Source organism: Pirellulales bacterium, assembly GCA_036499395.1.
GTDB lineage: Bacteria > Planctomycetota > Planctomycetia > Pirellulales > JACPPG01 > JACPPG01.
Map to the genome: position 1 here is coordinate 185,473 of DASYDW010000063.1, position 21,990 is coordinate 207,462.

The 21,990-nt window shown below is 61.5% G+C and carries 17 protein-coding genes; 12 read left to right on the top strand and 5 right to left on the bottom strand.

The window, feature by feature from the left end:
* The first annotated feature begins 1 nt into the window (after position 1).
* The 4 genes from VGN12_10060 (at position 2) to VGN12_10075 (ending at position 8,750) form a co-directional block, all read left to right on the top strand.
* Entirely contained in the window at positions 2 to 928 is a 927-nt protein-coding gene (locus tag VGN12_10060; GenBank protein ID HEY4309782.1) for a hypothetical protein, read from the top strand.
* A 340-nt stretch (positions 929 to 1,268) separates the two neighbouring features.
* Positions 1,269 to 4,886 carry a PQQ-binding-like beta-propeller repeat protein gene (locus VGN12_10065; protein ID HEY4309783.1) on the top strand — a complete coding sequence of 1,206 codons (3,618 nt, stop codon included), beginning with the start codon at positions 1,269 to 1,271 and terminating at the stop codon, positions 4,884 to 4,886.
* Positions 4,887 to 4,911: 25 nt separating this feature from the next.
* A complete protein-coding gene (locus VGN12_10070; GenBank protein ID HEY4309784.1) occupies positions 4,912 to 7,284 on the top strand; it encodes an ABC transporter substrate-binding protein in 2,373 nt (790 codons plus the stop codon).
* A 41-nt stretch (positions 7,285 to 7,325) separates the two neighbouring features.
* Entirely contained in the window at positions 7,326 to 8,750 is a 1,425-nt protein-coding gene (locus VGN12_10075; protein ID HEY4309785.1) for a hypothetical protein, read from the top strand.
* Positions 8,751 to 8,766: 16 nt separating this feature from the next.
* On the opposite strand, the gene VGN12_10080 is transcribed toward VGN12_10075, so the two are convergent.
* The 3 genes from VGN12_10080 to VGN12_10090 form a co-directional block, all read right to left on the bottom strand.
* The gene (locus tag VGN12_10080) at positions 8,767 to 10,137 is read right to left on the bottom strand and encodes a serine/threonine-protein kinase (GenBank protein HEY4309786.1); all 1,371 of its coding nucleotides are present in this window, start codon (positions 10,135 to 10,137) and stop codon (positions 8,767 to 8,769) included.
* A 275-nt stretch (positions 10,138 to 10,412) separates the two neighbouring features.
* Positions 10,413 to 11,099, bottom strand: a complete 687-nt coding sequence (locus tag VGN12_10085) for an RluA family pseudouridine synthase (protein HEY4309787.1) — start codon at positions 11,097 to 11,099, stop codon at positions 10,413 to 10,415.
* A gap of 75 nt (positions 11,100 to 11,174) precedes the next feature.
* Complete coding sequence (locus VGN12_10090) at positions 11,175 to 11,837, bottom strand: DUF1361 domain-containing protein (protein ID HEY4309788.1); 663 nt, start codon at positions 11,835 to 11,837, stop codon at positions 11,175 to 11,177.
* Positions 11,838 to 11,924: 87 nt separating this feature from the next.
* Here VGN12_10090 and VGN12_10095 point away from each other — a divergent pair, with 87 nt between their 5' ends.
* From VGN12_10095 to VGN12_10110, 4 genes are all read left to right on the top strand, one after another.
* A complete protein-coding gene (locus tag VGN12_10095; GenBank protein HEY4309789.1) occupies positions 11,925 to 12,539 on the top strand; it encodes a Maf family protein in 615 nt (204 codons plus the stop codon).
* A 225-nt stretch (positions 12,540 to 12,764) separates the two neighbouring features.
* A complete protein-coding gene (locus tag VGN12_10100; GenBank protein HEY4309790.1) occupies positions 12,765 to 15,611 on the top strand; it encodes a zinc-dependent metalloprotease in 2,847 nt (948 codons plus the stop codon).
* A 171-nt stretch (positions 15,612 to 15,782) separates the two neighbouring features.
* Positions 15,783 to 16,271, top strand: a complete 489-nt coding sequence (locus tag VGN12_10105; protein HEY4309791.1) for a hypothetical protein — start codon at positions 15,783 to 15,785, stop codon at positions 16,269 to 16,271.
* Positions 16,272 to 16,364: 93 nt separating this feature from the next.
* Entirely contained in the window at positions 16,365 to 17,447 is a 1,083-nt protein-coding gene (locus VGN12_10110) for an Mrp/NBP35 family ATP-binding protein (GenBank protein HEY4309792.1), read from the top strand.
* A gap of 30 nt (positions 17,448 to 17,477) precedes the next feature.
* On the opposite strand, the gene VGN12_10115 is transcribed toward VGN12_10110, so the two are convergent.
* Both VGN12_10115 and VGN12_10120 read right to left on the bottom strand, forming a co-directional pair.
* A complete protein-coding gene (locus VGN12_10115) occupies positions 17,478 to 18,284 on the bottom strand; it encodes a hypothetical protein (GenBank protein ID HEY4309793.1) in 807 nt (268 codons plus the stop codon).
* Positions 18,278 to 19,048, bottom strand: a complete 771-nt coding sequence (locus VGN12_10120; GenBank protein ID HEY4309794.1) for a site-2 protease family protein — start codon at positions 19,046 to 19,048, stop codon at positions 18,278 to 18,280. Before VGN12_10120 ends, VGN12_10115 begins: the two co-directional genes overlap by 7 nt.
* A 323-nt stretch (positions 19,049 to 19,371) precedes the next feature.
* On the opposite strand from VGN12_10120, the gene VGN12_10125 reads away from it, so the two are divergent.
* The 4 genes from VGN12_10125 to VGN12_10140 all read left to right on the top strand — a co-directional run bounded on the left by VGN12_10125 (position 19,372) and on the right by VGN12_10140 (position 21,962).
* Positions 19,372 to 20,133: an ABC transporter ATP-binding protein gene (locus tag VGN12_10125; GenBank protein HEY4309795.1), complete on the top strand. Its 762-nt coding sequence runs from the start codon at positions 19,372 to 19,374 to the stop codon at positions 20,131 to 20,133.
* 128 nt (positions 20,134 to 20,261) lie between these two features.
* Positions 20,262 to 21,290 carry a hypothetical protein gene (locus VGN12_10130; protein ID HEY4309796.1) on the top strand — a complete coding sequence of 343 codons (1,029 nt, stop codon included), beginning with the start codon at positions 20,262 to 20,264 and terminating at the stop codon, positions 21,288 to 21,290.
* A gap of 25 nt (positions 21,291 to 21,315) precedes the next feature.
* The gene (locus tag VGN12_10135) at positions 21,316 to 21,576 is read left to right on the top strand and encodes a hypothetical protein (protein HEY4309797.1); all 261 of its coding nucleotides are present in this window, start codon (positions 21,316 to 21,318) and stop codon (positions 21,574 to 21,576) included.
* Positions 21,552 to 21,962 (top strand): hypothetical protein, encoded by a 411-nt coding sequence (locus VGN12_10140; GenBank protein HEY4309798.1) that lies wholly within the window; start codon positions 21,552 to 21,554, stop codon positions 21,960 to 21,962. The genes VGN12_10135 and VGN12_10140 overlap by 25 nt, the downstream gene beginning before the upstream one ends.
* The last annotated feature ends 28 nt before the right edge of the window (positions 21,963 to 21,990 follow it).

Here is a 21,990-nt window from a genome sequence, read left to right on the forward strand (position 1 = left end):
CGTGGCCCAGGCAACAACGCAACGCATCCGCAGCCCACGCAAGGAGGTGCGCGTCACGAACTCCACGCTGACGGTGTCGGCCTATGACCGCGTTGCCAGTTTGATTCTGGCGCTGTTGGTGTTGGTCGGTGCTGCCGTGCTGTGCGTGTTCGTGGGCTGGCTTTCCAGCGGCATTTTTCACTATGACAAGCCGGTGCCGGTCGTCATCGAACAATTGGCCAGTGGTGGCGGCTACGAGAATGGCGTCGGCACCGAAGGTCAGCACATCGAAGCCCCGACCGAGAGCGATATCGCGGCCGAAAGCGACATCATGGAGGAAGCGCCCCCCGATACATTGTCGGCCGTGGTCGACGCCGCCGCGACCAGCGACGGCACGCTCGATCGTTTCGACATGCAATTCGCGCGGGGCGAAGGAGTCCGCACCGGCGGCCGCTCGGAAGGGACCGGCAACCATCCGGCCAAGGGGATCGGCGGCGGGTTCGGTGGCGGCGTAGCGCGGCGCACCGATTGGGAGGTGCGTTTTCCGCCAGGCAACACCGTCGAGACTTACGCCAAACAATTGGACTTCTTCGGCATCGAGCTGGGGGTCTTCGGCGCAGGCAACGACATTGTTTATGTCGGCAAGCTGAGCCAGCCGAAGCCGATCGCGCGCACCGGTCCTCGTGCGGCCGAGCAGCGAAAATATATGACCTGGAGCCGGGGCGACCTGGACCAGGCCGACAAGGAATTGTTGCGCGCGGCCGGCATCACGAACCCGGAAGGGCGAACGATCTTTAAATTCCTGCCTCCCGCGGTCGAAACACAACTCACGAATCTCGAACGGCAGTACAAGAATCGCCCGGCGAAGGATATCCGCCGCACCCGGTTCGGCGTCAAAACCGAAGGAGCCGGCTTCGCGTTCTACGTCACGGAACAGACGTACTACTAAATAAACCAGGGTAGACCGTTCCCGGGCCGCGGAGTAACTGCAAAGGCTATCGCCGGAGTCTTGGTTCCGGGAAACAGCACTAATAAAGACCGGCCCTAAAACAGACGGGTTACACAAAACCTGGCGCAACGTGCGGATTTTGCAGGCCGCGGGGACACCCTTCTTTATTTGTGACCAGGACGCCCAGTTGGTAGGCTGGAACGAGGCGTGTTTTCGTGCCGATCGGCACCGCACGTCTGCCGAGCCAGCGGGCAACCAGGAACAGCTCGGGCAGTTCGCAAAGCATTGCTATGCGCTTTGTGCGCGCTTGAGGGGCAGCCGCGGCAAAGCGGTTTAAATCATGACCAGTCAATCGTTGCTGGAAACACTCGAGCGCAGCGGATTGATCGCTGACGACGTGTTGGCTGCGCTGCGCCGCCAAGCCGCCGCTGCCGGGAGCAAACTCGACGCCGCTGCGATTGTTCGCCAGCTCATCGAACAGGGACACCTGACCAAGGCACAAGGTGACCGCCTGATCGGCACTCCCCCGGCCCGGCCCATTCATGCCACGGTCGAAGTCGAGCCGGACGAAGAACTGGAGTTGCTCGATGACGATCAGGCCACGCAGACAGGATTCTCGGGCCAAGCAGGTCGGATGCCGGACGAACTGGAAGTTTTGCCGGACGACGAAGATGACCTGCTCCCGCCACCACCGCCGCCAGCACCGAAAAAATCTCCTGCCCCGGCCCCCGCTCCACTCAAGCCGGCCGCGCCAATCAGCATCAGCCGTAAGGAGACGCGCGCCGCGGACGACGATCTGAACCTGGCGCCGATCGACGAAGATCCGCTGATGACTGCGCCCACGCGCAAGCCAAGCCGCGGAGGGGGCAGTACGAGCAAGAAGTCGACCACCGAGCCCTCGGACAAATCAGCGAAGCGAAAGCGACGCATGTGGCGCAATGAAGTTGCGCCGGCCGCGCCGGAATTGGCCAACCAGGTCGACGATCTGCTCGGCGGCTCCGGCTCCGAATCGCAGGTAGCCACGGCCGAAGGGCGCCCAGGCAAGCGTACGCCGGTGCCGCGAGGCCCGCGCAATGCCTGGGACTCTCCGCTCTTACTGATCGGAGGCGGTTCGCTGATCGGATTACTGATCCTGCTCGCGGTCCTGCTCTTCGTCACGCGCCGGCAAACAGGTGACCAGGCTTTCGACGTCGGCGAGCAATTGTACAAGTCGGGCTCGTATTCGGCCGCGATCGGAGCGTTCGATCAGTACCTGGAAAAGTTCCCGACCCACGGCTCGGTGAGCGCAGCGCGCGTGCATCGTGGCATGTCCGAAATGCGCGCCGCCTCGCAAGGGGCACGTGACTGGACGCGGGCCCTGGCCACGGCGCAAACATCACTGAATCAGATCTCGCCCGAGTTGGAATTTTCCATCGCTCAGGCCGACCTGGCGTCGGTCCTGCCAGCGATCGCCGAAGGATTGGCCAATCAAGCCCATGAGAAGCCCTCGACCCAATTGATTGATCAATCGCGGGAAGCTTTGTCGCTTGTTGATAAGTATGTGCCCGTGACTTTGCAGCCGTCGGAAAAGTTACGTGAGGTCTTGGCGAGCCTGGCACTCACCACGCGCAATCTCGACCGCGATAACTCGCTCGACAGGGCCGTGGTCGAAATGCAGAAGGCTTCGCAAGCCGGCCAGTTATTGGATGTCTACGGCATCCGCCATAAATTGCTGCAAACGTATCCCGAGCTGGTCGAAGATAAAAAGCTGGTAGCCGCGATGGTGGCCGCCGCGGAAAACGAGCGCAATGCCGTCAAGTTCATCGCCGAGGAACGCCCGCCCGAGACCACCGATGGCAGTTCTCTGACATTGGCCTCGGTCGCGCTAACGGCAACCTCGGGCAACGCCGCCCCGATCGATGATATCGACACGGTGATGGTCCTGGACACGGGCTCGGCCTATGCCGTCGATCCTCGCACAGGACGCCCCCGTTGGCGGCGCTTCGTGGGTTACGAAACGGATCTCGTACCGCAAGTCGTGAAGACCGCGGCCGGACGCGCGGCACTCTTGTACGATGCCGTGCAGCAGTCGGTCGCTCTGATCGATGGAGGCACGGGCAAGCTGCGCTGGCGACAGCCGCTCGACGACGGTCCCCCCGCGCCGCCGATCGTGGTGCGTGATCGCGTGCTGGTGGGAGGAAGTTCCGGGAAGCTGCGCGTGATCGACCTGGAGAGCGGTCAATTGCGCGGCTTCGTACAGATTCCTCAGCCGCTGCGTGTGGCGCCGGTCGTCGAACCGCGCGAGCGTATGTATTACCAGGTGGCCGCACAGGCAAACATGTACGTCCTAACGGCCGAGAGTGGCGAATGCCGCGAGGTCGTCTATCTGGGCCATGAGTTGGAGAGTATTGCCGCTCCGCCGATCTTGGTGGGCCGGTACTTGATCCTGGCCATCAATAGCGGCATCGAGGATTCCGTGCTGCGCATTCTGCTGGCGGACGAAGAGGGGCTGAATATCAAGCAAGTCGAGCAGGTATCATTACGCGGCCACGTCTACTCGCCCCCGGTCGTCAGCAACCGGGCGTTGATTGTCGGCACCGATCGTGGCGGATTGTATTCGTTCGAGTTGGGGCCGCCGGACGGGGCTCGTATTCTGACGAAGCTGGCCGAGAAGCCGACGGACAGCAAGCAGCCGATCATCCCTTTCCTGGCGGCCCGCGGTTCCGAGCTATGGCTGGCCGGCTATGGGTTGACGCGTTACGACGTGCAGGCTTCGCGCGGGGCGCTTGCGCCGAAGTGGATCAACGATGACACGGCTGTTGTTCTGCAACCGCCTACGATCGTCGGTCCGTCGGTCGTTTATGCGGCGCGCAGCCAGACGACGCCGGGGGCCGCGGCCTATGGCATTAACGGCGCCGATGGCAATCGTTTTTGGGAAACTCGTCTAGGCGTTCCGCTGGCTGCACCGCCGATCGTCGCTACGGACGCGAACAAAGCCCTGGCAATGACCGCGGCCGGCGCGCTCTTCGAAGTCCCCGCGGCAGGCATGGCCAGTCGCAAGCTGCTTGACTCTCCCGCGGCGGCCACGGGCGAGCGATTGTTCCTCGAACCAGACCAACCGCTGGTGCAATTACAGGACGGGCGGTGCGTCTTCACACCAGCGCGTGCCAACGCCTCGGCAGGCATCGAGGAACTGTTGGTTTACGATCCTCAGGCGAGCAGCGAGAAACTACGACGTCGTAAGTTGACCGATGTCGCCGCCACGCAGCCGGCCAGTTACGCGGGCGGCGTTCTCGTGGCGACCAAAATCGGCCAGGTTTCGGTCATCGATCCCGATACAGGACACAGCCTACTGGCGCCGTTTCAACCGATTGTCGAAACCGGCCGCGACGTCAATTGGACCCCGCCGACGGTGTACGGCGATGGGCAGGTGTTGATCTCGGATGGCGGCACAAAGCTGTATCGGCTGGCGACGGTTGCTGCGCCGCGCCCCCACCTCGAAGCGGCTGCCACGGTCGAGCTGACCGCGCCGCTGTTAACGGCAGCGGCGGTTGCGGGCGACTTCGCCTACGTCGTCGACGTGGGGCATCATCTATCGGCCTACGGCTTACCCGACCTGAGGCCGGGCGACGACTGGGCGCTCGACGCGCGAGCGATCTGGGGTCCAAAGAAGGTGGGAGAAAACGTGTGGGTCGCCACGTTGTCGGGACAGCTCACATGCGTCGACGGCGCCGGAAAGATGGTGTGGCAGGTCACGCTCGGCCCGGGAAACATCGTCGGCAGTCCCTTGGAATCGCGCGGCGCCATCGTGGCGTGCTCGAACTTGGGCACGATCTATCGCGTGGCCCCCGACACAGGCAAGATTTTGAGCCAGGCCGACTATGGTCAGCCATTTGCCCTGGGACCGATTCGCTGGCACGACCGGCTGCTGTGCGCCGGAAGCGACGGCACCTTGCACATCGTCGCCGAGCCCAAGTAATCATTTTTTGCGGGAACGATCGGTCTTGAAGTGTTGCGCACTACAACTCGCTTGCGACCAGCGCCGGGCCGGCATCACGGCCTTGCTGGCGATACTGCTCGCGCTGTTTGCCGATCAACTCGGCGCGTGCCAGGCCGCGGCTGCCGATACGGAGGAGAACAAGGTCTCCGCGCCGGCGGGGCCGTTCTACGAGCAAGAGCCCTACGATCTGATTGTTCTCAATGATTCGACGAAGACAAAGCTGAAGGTGCTTCCGCTGGATCTGCCCGGCGGCAAACTGCCCGTCGCGCCCAAGCCCACGGACAAGCTGCGCATACGGCGGTTCGAGGATCCGGACGACGAGTTCGATATCCAGTGGCAAGACATCCTCGAGGTAAAGCTCTTTGACCAAGCGGTGCTGGAGCAAGCCAAGAAGCTGGTGGCAGCCGGCAAGTTCAACGAAGCGTTCGCTTATTTCGGTTTCTTGCGCCACGAGTATCCGAAGTGCGTCGGGTTGGACGATGCGTTTGCTGACTTCCTCTACGAAGAAGCCAAAGACTGGCAAAGCAAAGGCAAGTACGAAAACGCGCTTGTTCTCCTGCACACGCTGTACGACAAGCAGCCCCAGCGGCGAACGCTGGAGAGGGCCACCGCGACCGCGACCGGCAAATTGGTCGACAAATACCTCGCCGCCGAGGATTTCTCGTCCGTCCGCAAATTGATTCGCGAATTACGCAGGCAATTTCCCTCGGGCGCAGGTTCCGACCGATTCGAGAAGCAATTGAGCGACCGCGCCGAGGCGGTCGTAACCCGCGGGCAGGCCGTGCTCGCCGCGAATAAACCGGAGGACGCGCTTTCGCTCGCGCGCCATGCGCTGGCGATCTGGCCCAAGGTGGAAGGGGGCAAGGCGCTCGCCGAAGCCGCGTTCGCCTCGTTTCCGCACGTCGTGGTTGGCGTGACAAGCCCCCATTCGACCAAGGTCACCGAGCCGATGACTCACTGGTCGGTCCGGCGCACGCAACGCCTGTTCGAACGCGACTTGTTCGAGTTCAGCGGTTACGGCGCCGATGGCGGTGAATACGTGTCGCCATTTGGCACCTGGGAGATCACCGACCTGGGACGCGGCATGGCGATGAACATCACGCCCGGCATCGCCTGGTTGCGGGACGGCAAACTATCAGGCGGCGACCTGGCCAGGCGGCTGCTCGAATTATCGCAACCGGGGCGCGCCGATTATCTGCCGGGCTGGGCCGAGGCATGTCGCAGCATCGAGGTTTCCGGTGTCGACCAGGTGCTGATTCATTTTCGCGAGCCGCAACTGGCGCCGGCCGCGCAGTTGACGATCGCGCCCACCAGCGCCGCGGATGGCGTCCCATCGTCGATCGTGCCATACAAGGTGCGCGACGCGTCGCAAGAACGCACGACGGTGGTTTCGAATCCGGATTATTTCGCCCGCTCGCCGACCCAGCCGCAAGGCATCATCGAGCAGCGATTCGGTTCGCGGGTTGAAGCCGCGGAAGCGCTGCGACTGGGCGAAATCACGGTTGTCGACCGCTTGCCTCCCTGGCAGGTGGGCGCCTTGCGGGGGACGATCGGAATCAATGTCGAGGCGTACAGCGTGCCGACGGTTCATTGCCTGGTGCCGAATCTGGCGAAGCCATTCATGCGCAATCGTGGCTTTCGCCGGGCCTTGGTGTATGGAATCAATCGTCCCAAGATTCTCGCCGAACAAATTCTGAAGCGGCAAGTGTTGCCCGGCTGCGAGGTGCTGAGCGGACCATTTTCGAAAGGCGCGGGGCTGAGCGATCCCGCGGGCTATGCCTACGACGATGACGTGCAACCTCGTGCCTACGAGCCGCGCCTTGCGCTGACACTGTCGGCCGTGGCGTTGCGCGATATCTCGATGGGGATCGAGGTCCCTGCCGACCAAGTGAAGGAATTGCCCAAGCTGGTCCTGGCCCACCCGGCCGATGATGTCGCGCGGATCGGCTGCAAAGGGATTCAACAGAATCTGGAAATGATCAACATCAAGGTCCAGCTTCGCGAAATCCCGGCCGACGAGCCGGCGCAGTTCGCCGAAGGCGATGATTTGCTCTACGTCGAGATGGCCATCGAAGAACCATTGGTGCAGGCGCGGCGTCTCTTCGGCCAGCCTGCCATCATTGGCAACGCCAGCACGTACATGCACCTGGTGCTGCGCCAGGTGGAGACGGCGACCGGTTGGAACGAAGCCCGTCAAGCGCTGCACGATCTGCACCGACTGACGTACGACGAAGTTTCGGTGATCCCGCTTTGGCAGATTACCGAACACTTCGCTTATCTGCGCTCGCTGTCGGGTGTCACGCCACGGCCAGCCACGCTCTATCAAAACGTCGAGAAGTGGGTGCCGACCGTTCCTCTGATGGCGGAGGAACCGTGAGAAACCCCGTTCATTGCAGGCGAAGAATTCGGCATGCCGCCTTGCGTTTTGCTACTGGGATCGCGATCACACTGTCGCTCAGTTTTTTGCTGGGTGTGGCCCGCAGCGCTGCTGCCGCCGAGGCCACGGAAAGTCTGTGGGAGCTAACGCCGTACAACGTTCGAGTGATGATCGGCTTGACGCCGCAAGCGGACCACGTCGGGGCGCGACTTTCCGAAGCGATCGAGCGACGTGCCTGGGCAATCGTGGGGGGGCGCTGGACATGCACGGCCGAGGTGGCCAACGGCGCCGTACGCGAGGCGATCGTCTACGACTTCGAGACTATGAAGGCCGATCAGGCCCTGCCCGCCGCCGGCGAAGATGGCGACAAGGTCATGCTCGTCCGGATAGCGTTTCGCGACGGCGGCTACGAAATCTCGGTTCGCGATTTCGACGTTCGCACGCAACTCTTCAGCGCAACGGTCACAGATCGGGTAATGCACCGGGCCATGCTGCCGGATGCGATCCTGCGGACGCTGTTGGCCGCGTTTGCCCCTCTGACGCGCGTGGAAGAGGTCACCGGTGACAAAGTGACGCTGCGACTGCGCGCCGCGGCGGTTCCGACGCGCGATCCCGCGGTCGAGACGTCGTTCGACAAGAGCATCTTTCGGCCCGTCGTAAGGCTACGGTCTGGCAAAACGCAACGCGTGCAACCGATCGATTGGTCGTACCTGATCGTCGAGTCGGTCGAAGGCTCGCGATTGAGGACCAAGCTCGTGACCGGATTGCACACGCCCTTGGTCAATAAGCGGCGCGGCCGCGCCGAGCAATTGGCACTGTTCGTGCATCCCCCCAGCGGCGACACGACCCTGCAGTTGCGCACCGCGGACAAGCAGGAACGGCCCCTTTCTGGTTATCAGATTTATTCTCATCCCGTCGATTCGAAGGAAACGCTTCTGCTGGGATCGACCGATGTACGCGGCAATCTGCGCATCGAGCCCGATGATGGCGCCCTGCGCGTGTTGCTGGTCAAAAGCGGCGGAGTGATCATGGCCCGCCTGCCCGTCCTGCCGGGGCTGACACCGACGTTGCTCGCGCAGGTTCCCGACGATCAGTTACGTTTGCAAGTAGAGGGCGTGATCAACGGCTTCCAGGAAGAGCTGGTCGATCAGATCGCACGGCGACAGGCGTTGATCACGCGTATCCGGTCGCGAATCAGGGCCGGCAAAATGGACCAGGCGCGGCAATTATTGAACGAACTGCGGCGCCTTCGCTCGCAACAAGATTTTACGCGCGAGCTATTGGTCGAGCGGCAGCGGCGCACCTCGAGCGACCCACGCATGCAGCGGCAGATCGACAAGCTCTTCGACGACACGCAAACCGTGATCAATCGTCATCTCGATGCGCGTCAGGTCGAACGATTGGAGCGGGAAGTCGGTGAAGAGGCCACGGCACAGGCCGCGCCTCCGGCCCAGGACGGCACGTAATCCGGCTGGCAAAAAATTATGCCAGCAGATTGCTGAGAACCACAGCGGCAATCGCCATCACGGCGCCGACCACGGCCACGATCATCATCCAGCGCAGCCAGGGCGGCAGTGAGCTGAGGTCGCTGCGCGGACGCAGCAGGGACGTCTCGGGGCTGAGCATGCGGATCGTTTCCTGATCCAGCGCCACGGCCGGCGCCGTGCCGACCGAGGTCTGGCTGGGACTTTCGACCGAGCCAGACTCCGAGATCGGCTGCATCAGGAAATTTGTCTCGGTGTCGCGCATCTGGATCGGAATCGGTCGCGTCCGCGGCGGCGCTGTGACCGGCGGCGGAAGCGGATCCGACGAGCGAATCTCGAGTGCGGCACCTTCGATATCGGTCCCCCATTGCTCCAGCCGCGCGGCCACTTCCTCGGCGGTCTGAATGCGCTCTTCAACCCGTTTGGCCATCATGTCGGCGATGACCTCGACAAAGTCGTCGGCCAACTCGGGATTGAAGCGGCGCGGATCAATGGGGGGCAACTGGCAATGGGCCCGTGCCTTGTCGCGCGTGGTGCCGCCCGGGAACGGGACCTTACCCGTCACGGCGTAGTACAACGTACACCCGAGCGAGTAAACGTCGCTGGCCGCCGTCAGCCGGTCAGGCATCGTGATTTGTTCCGGTGACAGATAGTCGGCCGTGCCGACGATCTTGCCTCCTTTGGCGTCCGCTGGCACTTCGTCGCTGAAGTAATCGGCCAACCCCAGGTCCGAAACCTTCGTGATGCCGTCGGGCGTGACCAGCAAGTTTCCCGGCTTCACGTCGCGATGAATCAGCCCACGGCTGTGCGCGTGCGACAAGCCGCGTGCCGCCTGGGTCACGACGACCGACGCGGTACACATGCTGAGCTTGCTGCGCCGGCGAATCAGTCGTCGCAGGTCAGTACCCGGGACGTATTCCGTGACTAGGAAATAAACGTTGCCATCGTGCCCTGCATGGTAGGCACGGACGAGATTCTGATGATCCAATTGCGCTTGCGCGCGCATCTCGCGAAAGAAGCTCGCGACGGCCTCGGGCGTGCTTTTGGCGCGGGGCAAAACCTTGACGGCGACGATACGTCCCATCATGGCATGCTCGGCCTTAAAGACCTGGCCCATCCCCCCTTGGCCGATCGAGTCGATAATGTGGTAGTCGCCGAGGTTGAATTTCTTCTGGCCCAGGCGCAGTTGTTCGGCCTGCCAGCGATTCAAGCGGCCCAGTTCGACCAGCTTGTTCGCAAGTTGCTCGTCGTGGGGTACGCCGACCTTCTCTTTTGGCAACGAGGCAACGGCCTCGGCCAATTCCTCCTGCGTGAGGAGGCCACTGGTCAAGGCTGCATGTTGAAATACGCTTTTGGTGTCGCTGGTCACGAAACCTGTCGCTCAAAACATTTGATCTGCGAGCGACCCTGAATGCCCGACGCGTTCCGCAGAAGTGAAATAGATTCAGGAATAAAATGAATCTACGCTTCCTAGTATAAGGTTTGTTCACAAACCGAGACCAGCCTGTCACTGGCGAAAATTCCGCAACTACCCAAGCTGAGGCAGTTTGCCACCGAACGATCCGCTGACGAATCGTGCGGCGTACCCGCGGAAACCGTGGTAAAGCTGGCAATTCGGCTCTCCGCGCCTGCCCCACACGGGGGTCAGCGCCGATCCTGAACACCGCTTTTCAGCCACGGCGGAGGAAGCGGCGCCATAAGCTCGATGCGCTCGTCCCGCGTGGGATGCGAAAAAACGAGGCGGCGGCTATGCAATGCGATTCCCGTGGCAAACGGTTGTCCGCTGCCATATTTTCGATCGCCCACGATGGGCCATCCCCGCCCGGAAAGCTGCAAGCGAATCTGATGCTTGCGCCCCGTTTCGAGCTGAACTTCCAGCAGTGTGCCTGCGGCAACTTCGGTTAGGCGGCGGTACGTCAGACGCGCCTCTTGAGCGCCAGGTTGGTCCGCACGCGTGCGATGCATGCGTCGATGCCGCTCGTCGGCGCGGACGAAGTCCACCAGCCGATCCGCCGGCGGGTCGACGGTTCCTTCGACAAGCGCCCAATACAGCTTTTCGACGGCCCGGGTACGAAACTGCTCGGTCAGACGTGCGGCCGCCTTCGATGTTCGGGCGAACAGCAGTACGCCCGACACGGGAGCGTCGAGCCGGCTCATCGCTCCCAGATAGACATTGCCGGGCTTTTGATAGGTGTGCTTGATGTAGTCTTTGGCGCGTGTGAGCAGACTTTCGCGATCGGCCGCCACGCCCATCGTCGGCAAGCCGGCAGGCTTGTTGAGCGCCAGCAGGTGGTTGTCCTCGTAGAGAATTTCAAGCGTCTGGTTGGGCATGGAATCCGCGTGATGATGCAAAGCTGAAGCTGAACTGAACGACGCGGACAGATTCGTGGTCCAGGATTCTTCGGATTAATGAAACGTCGTGGACAATCGGCCAAAGAGTCGGCGCAGCGGATTTCCGTCGCGCTCGGAACTCGGCAGTACGGCGGCCGTAACGATGGCGCGATTCAGGAACTTCACGATGTAGTACAAGAAAACCAGCACACCAAAGGCGATCGCGACAATGTACCAAGGCGTGACAGTCGAAAAGTCCTCGGCCGTCTGCACGCCGAGGCGCATCGGTTCGCGCAGAATATCCCAACTGTTGAACCGCCGAAATCGTCCCAGGTAGATGCCCATCGCCACCGCCAGGTTCAAGCCAATCTCGGCAGGCATAATCCAGTACGCCAGGCCGAGTCGGCGTAGATAACTTCGCAGGCGCATGATCGAAAGGACATGCGCCTGGAATCCGGCCAGCATGAAGGCCACGTACTGCGGGACCAACACCAGGGCAATCGTCCACACCGGCACGTACGGCTGCTGCCGAACGCGACGCACCAGTTGCACGACATCGGTCAGCACATAGGCGGCATTGGGCAGGAAGAGAAGGAAAACCACGAATGCGAACCACCACACGATGCCCGGGCGACGTTCGCCACGAAACAGCAGACCGGCCAGCACCAAAGGAATGGACGCCAGGAACAGGTTCCACCCCATGCCGGAGAGCGAGACAAAATTGTAAGCTAGTGGCATGTAAAGAAGTCTCTCTCAAGGAGGCGAGCGCGGCGCAGGCGCCCGCTTCAGACAATCCGCGTAGCAATGCATTATCCGACAGAGCCTATGAATGCTCAATATCCGAGTGACTCGTCAGGACCGCAGGTGTTTCCGGCGAAATTAATTCTGGCCAGCAGTTCGCCGCGCCGCCGGCAATTGATGACCGAGGCCGGCTATCAGTTCGAAATCGTGACACCCAGCGAGTATGCCGAATGCGGCGTCTGCAGCGGCGAAACACCCCCTGAGCTAGTCGCGCGCCTGGCCTATCAAAAGGCGGCCGACGTCGCGACTCGCGTCGGCCCGTCCGTGATTATTGCCTGTGACACGATTTGCGAATGCCAGGGTCAGGTCCTTGGCAAGCCGCGCGACGAGGACCACGCCCGCCGCATGCTGGAGATGCTGTCCAATCGGCGGCATCGCGTTTATAGCGGACTGTGCGTGTGGAACGTCCCCTCGGGAGATCCCGTGGTGCAAGTCGACGAAACGACGCTCCGTATGGATCCGCTTTCGACGGCGCACATCGACTCGATCGTCGCCAGCGGGCTGTGGGAAGGGAAAGCCGGCGCTTTCGGCTATCAAGATGGCCTCGATTGGGTCCACGTCGAGCGCGGCAGCGAATCGAACGTCGTCGGACTGCCGATGGAATTGCTGGCCCAAATGCTGAGCGCTGTAAGCAATTGAGCAGTGAGCTAAACGATCAACTTCGATCGTCGACTGCTGCTTTGCTGGCAATGCATTAATTCCTGACGGGAACTCAATGTGAATTGCCGCTGGTTCGAAAACTCTATGTGAAGAATTATTCTTACTCGCCCCCCAAACTATTGACATTGGTTCCCCCGCCTGTAATGTCTGAGGCGCAGGGCTGGGCGTTCCAGTGATACTTTACTTGGAATGGGGAGGTCTCCGATGTTGTGCTTCTTGCAAGCACGTGCGCATCTGTTGCGCGCGCTGCCGGTGATTCTCGCTGCGTCGTTTTCTGGTCAAGCTGCCCGCGCTGAGGATGCGCCAAAGGCCGCTGAAGCAAAGCCCGCTGCAGCGGCGGCGACACCGGCCAAGCCGGAGAGCAAATTTCCGGATTGGAACAAGACCGTCGAAGGGGCGAAGCAAATCGACGGCTTGTTCACGATGTACTACAACGAAAAAGATCAAAAGCTGCTGCTGGCCATTCGCCGCGAGCAGTTCAATCAAGAATTCGTCCTGCCGATCTCGATCGCGCGCGGGGCGGGCATGATGTACCTGGGGGGTGACACGCTCAATTTCGGCGAGCAGTGGATCCTCAGCTTTCAGCGCGCCGCGGATCGCGTGCTGGTCGTACGCCGTGATGTGAAGCATCGCGCCGACGCCGGCTCGCCGCAGGCCGACTCAATCAAGGTCTCGTATAACGACAGCGTCCTGAACGCGATGCCGATCAAGAGCGAAGAGCAAGGCGGCAGCCGGGTGCTCGTGGATCTGGCCGACCTGTTCATGACCGATCTGGCCGGCATGGGCATTAATCCAGATCGAAATCGCAGCACTTGGGCCAAGGTGAAGGCGTTTCCGGATAACATCGAAGTCGAGGTCAGCGCGGTCTTCAATTTTGGGTTCCGCTGGTTCTTTTTCTTCGGCGATTCGGGCATCGTCGATCCGCGCGGCACGCAGGTCGTGATCCATTACGGCCTGTCGAAGTTGCCGGCGTCCAGCTACAAGCCGCGACTGGCGGACGATCGCGTCGGGCACTTCCTCAGCACGGTGCAAGATTTTTCGACCGACGTACGTGATACCCCGCAGGTGCGCTACGTAACGCGTTGGGAGTTGGAAAAGAGTAATGCCTCGGCCGAACGCTCGACCCCCAAGAAGCCAATCCTGTTCTGGATCGAGAAGACCGTTCCGCGCGAATACCGCCCCTATGTTCGCGCCGGGATTCTGGAATGGAACAAGGCGTTCGACAAGCTCGGCTTCATCGAGGCGATCCAGGTGCGCGATCAATCCGAGCTGGATGATTTCGATCCCGAAGACATCCGTTACAACACCTTCCGCTGGATTACCACGTCCGCCGGGTTTGCCATGGGCCCATCGCGAACCAATCCGAAGACGGGGCAGATCCTGGACGCCGACATCATTTTCGACGAAGGGATGATCCGCTACTGGCGTGGCGAGTTCGTGCGCACGCGCGGCATTCCCGAGGCCATGAGCTTGTTGCACCAGGGAAATCGCCAGGCGTTCTTCAAGATATTCGCGGCGCAAGTGCCCGAAATGGCGGTCAACCAGGGCGAAGTGCAGCGACTGTTCACGCAATACCAGGCCGCTCTCAAAGAGAGTCATGCCGATCATCCCGATGCGATGCCGGGTCATGCTATTTGGCAGCCATCCCACATCGGTTGCGATCGCTGCATGATGGGCGAAGGAATGCAGCGCCAGATCGGCTTGATGGCGGCGCTGATGGCAGCCCAGGGAGCAATCGACCCGGGCGGCAAAATCCCCGAGGAGTTTCTCGGCCAGGCGATCAAGGAAGTCGTGATGCACGAAGTCGGGCATACGCTCGGCCTGCGGCATAACTTCAAGTCGAGCACGTTCATCAGCTTGAAAGACGCCAATAATCCCGAGATCACGCGTAAGAAAGGGATGACCGGGTCGGTGATGGATTACGCGCCGGCCAACTTCGCTCCCAAGGGCGAGAAGCAGGGTGACTACTTCTCGGACACGCTCGGCCCCTATGACTATTGGGCCATCGAATACGCCTATAAGCCGACCAAGGATGAGACAACCGAGTTGGCCGCGATCGCAGCGAAAAGCTCGTCAAACGACCTGATTTATGGCACGGACGAAGACACGTTCATGAATCCCGATCCGCGTGTGAATCTGTTCGACTTGGGCGATCCGCTCGAGTTCGCTCAGTTCCGCGTGCAACTCGTGAAAGATTCGCTCGACAAGCTGACCGAGCGCGTCGTGGCCAAGGGGGAAGGCTGGCAGCGTGCCCGGCAGACATTCTCGATGCTGTTGGGCGAGCTCGGCTCGGCCACTTATCTCAGCAGCCAGTACATCGGCGGCGAGTACACGGCTCGCGCCCATCGTGACGATCCGGACGCCAAAACGCCGTTCGAGGCGATCCCGCTGGCCAAGCAGCGCGACGCAATCAAGATCCTCAAGGAAGAAATTCTCTCGGACCAGGCGTTCAAATTCTCGCCCGAGTTGTTAAAGCGACTGGCGCCCGAGCATTTCCACGAAGGTTATTTCTACGGTCAGTACGAATTCCCGGTCTACGATCAGGTGCTCTCGATTCAGAAGATCGTGCTGTCGCGATTTCTCGATCCCTCGGTGCTGCGCACGATCCAGAATGCCGAGCTTCACGCCAGTGACGGTCAGGAAGTGCTGAAGCTGCCTGAAGTGTTCGAAACCTTGAGCGACTCCATTTGGAAAGAGTTGCCCACGCCCGATCAGCCGGCGGGCGAAAAGAAGAAGATCGAGATTTCCACCATTCGCCGCAACCTACAGCGCGAGCACATGAAGCGGTTGGGGACGATGGTGCTTGGTCCGCAGCAGAACAACAATTTCTTGTTCCTCGACGACTTCCTCTTCTTCGGCTTCATGCAGCCAGCCCCGGCAGACGCCCGGGCGCTGGCACGTAAGCACCTGAAGGCGATTGACGACCGCATTGCCCGCGCGCTGGATGCGCAAGTCGCCGAGCCGGACGCATACAGTCGGGCACACCTCGAGCAATTGCACGACCAAATCGGCAAAACGCTCGCGGCACCGTTGAAGATGAACGACTTGTAGAACGTAATCGTTCTTCACAGATCAATCGTCCACTGCAAACCCCTCTCCCCCGCGGGGGAGAGGGCAGGGTGAGGGGGCCGCGTCACCGCCAGTGGGCGTGCAAGCCACGGTACGCACACCCGGCAATTGTTCGCCCGCCACGTCGTGCCTATGATAGCGCCGAGGCCCTTTATGCCCGCGCGCTTCACGCTGATCGTCTGCGAACGCAATAACGACTGGGTGGTGCCGCTGCGCCTGGCCTTGGCCGATGCGGCGCCGCGGTCGGCAATGACAGCCAACGACCGTTTTAGCTCGCCCCTGGTCGCAGGCGTCAATTACCGGCTCGTCGAGACCCGCAACTCGGACGATTGCCTGGCGGCACTGGCAGAGGAACCGCTGGCCGTCGTTGCCCTTCAGCTTTCGCCCAGCAATTGCGACCAGGCATTATCTCTGTTGCGCACGATTGCCGAGCGATATCCGGCAGCGCGAACCGTGGTCCTGGCCGCGCGCGAGGCGGTCGAATACCAGTGGCTGGCCCGCGAGCTGGGAGCGACGGGCTTTGTCAGTTCGCCGCGGCAATTGCAGGAATTCCTGCTAATTGCGCGTCGGCATTGGCAATCGCTGCCGCAGCCCGAGCTGGGGGCTGCCGAAAGTGCCTGGGCTACGCTACCTTGGAAGTGATATTTGGGCTGTCGTGCGACTGCAGCCTGATCGTGTTCTCGGTTCGTGCTCGCCACGAGTCCTCTTTCCGCCCGCTGCCTGCCTGGAGATTGTATGTCACCGGAATCGTTGACCGCCGCCGCCGTCACTCAAGCCTTGGCCGATTTTCAAGATCCGGAGACCGGCCGGCCGGCGACCGAATTGGGGCAGATCAGCGACGTACGCGTGGACGGAAACGGCATTTCGCTCACACTGGCTTTGACGACGTTCGCCGCGCCGTTATGGGACGATTGCCGTAAGGAATGCGTTGACCTGCTGCGGCGCCGCTTTCCCGAGGCAGCCGACGTGACCGTCAATCTGAGCGTCCACGACCGGCCCGCGGAACGTATCGGCGAAATCGGGTTGGCGGCCAAGGCCGTGATCGCGGTCGGATCCGGAAAAGGAGGTGTCGGCAAAAGTACCATCGCCGCATCGCTTGCTTATGGTCTAAGCAAAGCCGGCGCGAAGGTGGGCCTGATGGATGCCGACGTTTACGGCCCCAGCATTCCGCACCTGATCGGTGTGAACCGGCGCCCTGACATTGTCGACGGGAAGATTCAACCGATCGAGGTCGACAACTTAAAAGTGATTTCGATGGGCTTCGTCGTGCCGGCCGGCGAAGCGGTCGTGTGGCGCGGCCCGATGCTGCACGGCGCTATCACGCAGTTTTTGCGCGATACGGCCTGGGGCGATCTCGATTACCTGATCATCGACATGCCGCCAGGCACCGGCGATATCGCGCTGACCTTGTCGCAACTACTGCCGTTGTCAGGCGCCGTCGTAGTATGCACGCCGCAGGACGTGGCACTGCTGGACGCCGTGAAGGCGATCGCGATGTTCCGCAAAGTGAACATTCCGATCCTGGGTATGGTCGAGAACATGAGCTACTTTCTCTGCCCCGATAACGGCAAGCGATACGACATCTTCGGCTCAGGCGGGGCGAAGAAAAAGGCGGTCGATCTCGACATTCCTTTCTTGGGCGAGTTGCCGATCAACATCCAGATTCGCGTCCGCGGGGACGAAGGGCGCATCGCCGGCAACTTTAGCGACGAAACCTGCTCGGCATATCTCAAGACGCTCTATTACAACCTGACCAAGAACCTGGTCGCGGCCCGGCGCGAGCAACCACCATTGCCCAGCCTGTCGGTGCTTGGATAGTGTGTCGGCCGCACTGACGCAGTCGGATCGCTAATAGAACGAGACGACTGTCCCCTCGGACAATCGTCCGCAGGGCTGCGGACCGCGCTGTTCGAGACCGAAAAACCAGCGTTGATCCGGGGTACGCGTGCGCAGATAGAGCATCCGCGACAGATGAGGATTCGCCCGGGCGGGCTCACTCGTCGATTCGCCCCAGCCTGACAGGATCTGATGCCAGATCGTGGGCCAGGAACTGCTTTTCAAATGAATCGGATCCCAGCCGTACCAGGCGGGGCTTTGCTCGACCTGGGTGATGCCGCGCTCGACGGCGATCGCGTGCAATCGGTCGTCCAGTTCGCGCGCTCGGGCTGCAATCGTCGCGTAAGGCAGGCTTCCCCGCGGGAACATGGCGCGGCGCAAGACGCGAAACTTCCATTCCGGTACCTGGTCGATGTTCGCCACTGGCAGCCGGGTCATCACGATGCGCGCCTGATGCCGCGCCAGCTCATCCAGGCAGCTGGTCACCCACGTGACGATCTTCGCGACGGGCGCCTCGTACATCAGATCGTTGCCGATGTCCGTAACCAGGGCCGCGGTGGGAACATCGGGACGGGCGTCCAGGACGTTCCACAGCTCGCAGTGCTGAATGCTTGGTAGCGAACGTCCTAGCACGGTGCTGCGCGTGCCGTATGACCGCCCATGTCCGAGCGCCGCCAGGCAGTCGAGCGGCTGGCCCCACTGCCGATGACACGCATCGACGACCGTCGCGATGCCGCGGGTCAGGTTGCTCGCCCCTAGCAAGACCACGCGGCGCCGCGGTAGCTCCGCCGTTAAGCCGGAATTGTTGTTGTCTACCATCGCCGTCCGCCAAATCCCCCGCCCGACATCTGCTGCAACATCATGAAGCTTTGATAGCCCATGTAGCCGAAAAACATTCCGCCGTACATGGCTTGCCAGCGAAAGACGCACATCACGGCTAGTCCCACTGCCGCGACGACTGACAACATCAGCGATTGTCGTAAACCGTCATGCGGGTTCAATCGTCCCAGCACCGCCCGCGACACCTGGCCGCCGTCGAGCGGAAAGATCGGCAGCAGGTTGATGATGCCCCAGAAAATATTGATGAACTGCATGTTCCACAGCAGGATGTTGACATTCTGAGCATCGAACCTGACCCAGTGCATGTAGACCAGCAGGTGCGGATCGAATTCCAACTGGGGCGATCGCCCACTGAGCACCAGACCGAGAAAAATGACGCCGGCAAAAAGAAATCCGGCGAACGGTCCGGCCAGAGCAATCACGGTATCAGCCAACCAAGTCTCGCGCGAGCGGCCCGCTCCGCCCCATCGGCCGGCCGACGGGATCGCCAGGCCTCCGAATGCATGCAACACGACGTGCGCACTCATTCCATAAAAACGAAACGCGGCGACGTGCCCCAGTTCATGCACTAGTATGCAGACCATGACCGCCACGACCCACAGCAGCACCTGCGTCGGGTCCCCCTCCGAGCCGAGCCCCAACAGCGCGGTCATCAGCCAGAACATTGGGTGGATGCGCACGGGCACGCCCGCCACTTGAAAGTGCAGGTCGTATTGCGTCGGCGGTGGTTCGACAAAAAACACGTGGGCAGTCTCGTTCGTTCGTTGAGTAATTCGGGATTCGTCGCCGAATCTTTTAATTGGTCCCGGCCTGGCAGTTCCCGCGGCCGTAAACGCTTTTTCAGCATACTGTTCGCCACGGCTCGGCGCAAGGGCCGATCGCGCCTGGCCATCCGGCGACAGCGTGTCCTATCTATACGTATCCTGCGGCCTTTCCGGCGGAATTTGACTTGCAAGAGCACCGTCCTATGTTTGCTAAATTGCTCGGCGGCCGAACAATGTTAACAATAGGAATACGCGGCGCCACGTGTGGCATTGATTGCCGTGCTACGCGCCGCAGGCGAACCATGAGCAGGCTTACCCTTCTCGCGCACGACCAGCGGGCCGCATCGCAAGAGTCGCGCACTCGAGAGACAACCGACGCACGCATTGTCCGTAACGAACTAATCGAGTGCGTCGGCCTGTCGAAAACGTACACGGATGGGCAAGTTGCGGCGCTCGCGAATATCGACCTGACGATTCGCCGCCACGAGTTTGTCGTGATCATGGGACCCAGCGGCAGTGGCAAGTCGACGCTGCTGCAAATCCTGGGCCTGCTCGACGCCCCCACCGCCGGCGAATTGCACTTCGAAGGTCACCCGCTTAGCTCGCTGCGTAATACCGACCGGATGCGGGCTGAGAAGATCGGCTTCGTCTTTCAATCGTTTCATCTGCTGCCGATGTTGACGGCGATTGAGAACGTACAGGTGCCGATGTTCGAAAGCTTGCTTCGGCCAAACGAGCGAGTTTCCAAATCGTCAGCCCTATTGGCCCAGGCGGGCATCGATCATCGGGCGCACCATTTGCCGCACAGCATGTCGGTCGGAGAACGTCAGCGTGTGGCGATCGCCCGCTCACTGGCGAATGATCCGCTATTACTGCTGGCTGACGAGCCGACCGGAGCGCTCGACACCAAGACAGGCGAAGAAATTCTCGACCTGTTTGTCGATCTGCACGAACGCTTGGGAATGACCGTGGTGCTGGTCACGCACGATCCACGTGTGGCGGACCGGGCCCAGCGACTGATTCGTATTCGCGACGGGCGCATCGAATCGGACGAGCGCCGCTGATGGCCACGAAGCCACGAGTCACACGCGCGTCCGGCCGTCGAAGACGCTCGGCGCGAGCATTCGATATACTGAGCGGACGCGCGCGGCGCCTTTTGGAAAGGCGAGTTTCGCCCGGGACCGCCCTGCAAATGCCCAAGACTCGCACCAAGGCACTGTTGGCCACGTCGCTGCTGCTGATCGTCGGCGTTGTTGGCGGTGGCACGTATACCGTGTGGATGCGGCTAACTCGCCCGGCGCCCGATCCGCGTCGCGCCACGCTGGCAGCGATGCCGAGCGCGGCAGGCGCGGCACAAGATTCCTCGGCCGAATCGATCGACGTGCGACCGCGCGTGATGCCGCGGATCAAGTCAGGAACCGTGATCGGCAAGGACGGCGCGCGCAACTGGACGGACCTGGTATTGCACGGTGTCCCGCGTGTCGCCGACGGGGACGTAGAAAAAGTCTCGGCGACGCTGTCACGACTTGTCTCTTTGTTTCACCTGACAATCCTCGCCGATGTGGACGTCGTGGCATCGCAACCTCGGAGGTATCGTCTAGGGGATGTGGCCCTCGGCCTGGCCATGAAGATCGACGGCCGAGAGGTTGTGGTTTCATCGAAATCGCAACAGGCTCTGGGGGCGAAGCTAGGCCTGATCGATCGTAACGCGCTCTCCGGAAACGAAGCTTGCCTGGATCAGGCTCTGCAGGTGGCGCGAACTCCGACGATGGTGATCTTCGACGCCACGGCGATCATGCGCCTCGGTGATGAGAACCGCAACGTAATCGATCGGCACGCGCTCGTCGTTTCGCCCACCGATGGTCGCCTGACGACGTTTGTTTGGGCGCTTGACCGAGATTCCGAAGGGAACAACAAATTGGTCGGCGATAAAATACGCATCCTGCCGCGGGGGCTGCGCGAAGATCGCCGCTTGTACGTGGACTCGCGACGATTCGTGTTGGGGCTACCATCGCAAGAGGCGTTTGCCTTGGTCGATCTCCCCCCCGGCGAGACCATCACACCGAGCGATGCGCTGCGCACAGCCGCGGAAAGCACGCTGCAAACACCGACCGACGTTACACGTCTGCAAGAGTTGCTCGGCGCCGCCACGGCACAACACCCCGCAGACTCAGCAGCAAACGAGCAGCGCGCCGCCGCACGGCAGCCGCGCGATCTATAGGAACGTCGCTTGGGAATATCATCGCATGCAGCGGTTTTACTATGCCTGGCGGATGTTCCTGCTCGTCGTGCTGGTCACGGCCGCACAATTCTCGATCGCCGTCGCTGCCGCGTCAGCGGAAACGGTCGAAGAGATTATCGCGCGTGGCGTTCGGCTGGAATCGGGCAACGTCGCTGCGCTCGCGGGGCCGCAAATGCCGGACGGGCTGACCGCGGGCGAACAACAAGCAGCACTGCAAAAGCCGCGAGGGAAGAAAGCTACGTGCTGGTCGACGTGCCGATTTTGAATCGTGTGCACCTGCGCGGCGTCGGCATGGCCCTTCGCGAGAGGCGCGACACTTCGATCATCGCGGCGCTACTGCTGGACGACCGGCTTCACGACGACAAGGAATTTCCCAATACCTGGAGCCCACTCGAACGCGATGCCCAGGGCAAATTAAGCGTCGGGTCGGCCCACCCCTATTCCGGCCTCGGCGGCTATATGAAAATCACCAGCCTCAGCGAGCCCGCCGGTGCACTGTTCATCGAATGCCACATCGCGTTCGATGAACCCGAAGCATGGTTCAACGGCAAGAACTTCCTGCGATCGAAGCTGCCATTGGTCGTGCAAGACAACGTCCGCACGTTCCGCCGCAAGCTCGCCAAAGGCGCCGCTACGGACGATAGCCAGTAGCGTCAGACTTTCGATACGCTCGGCGGCT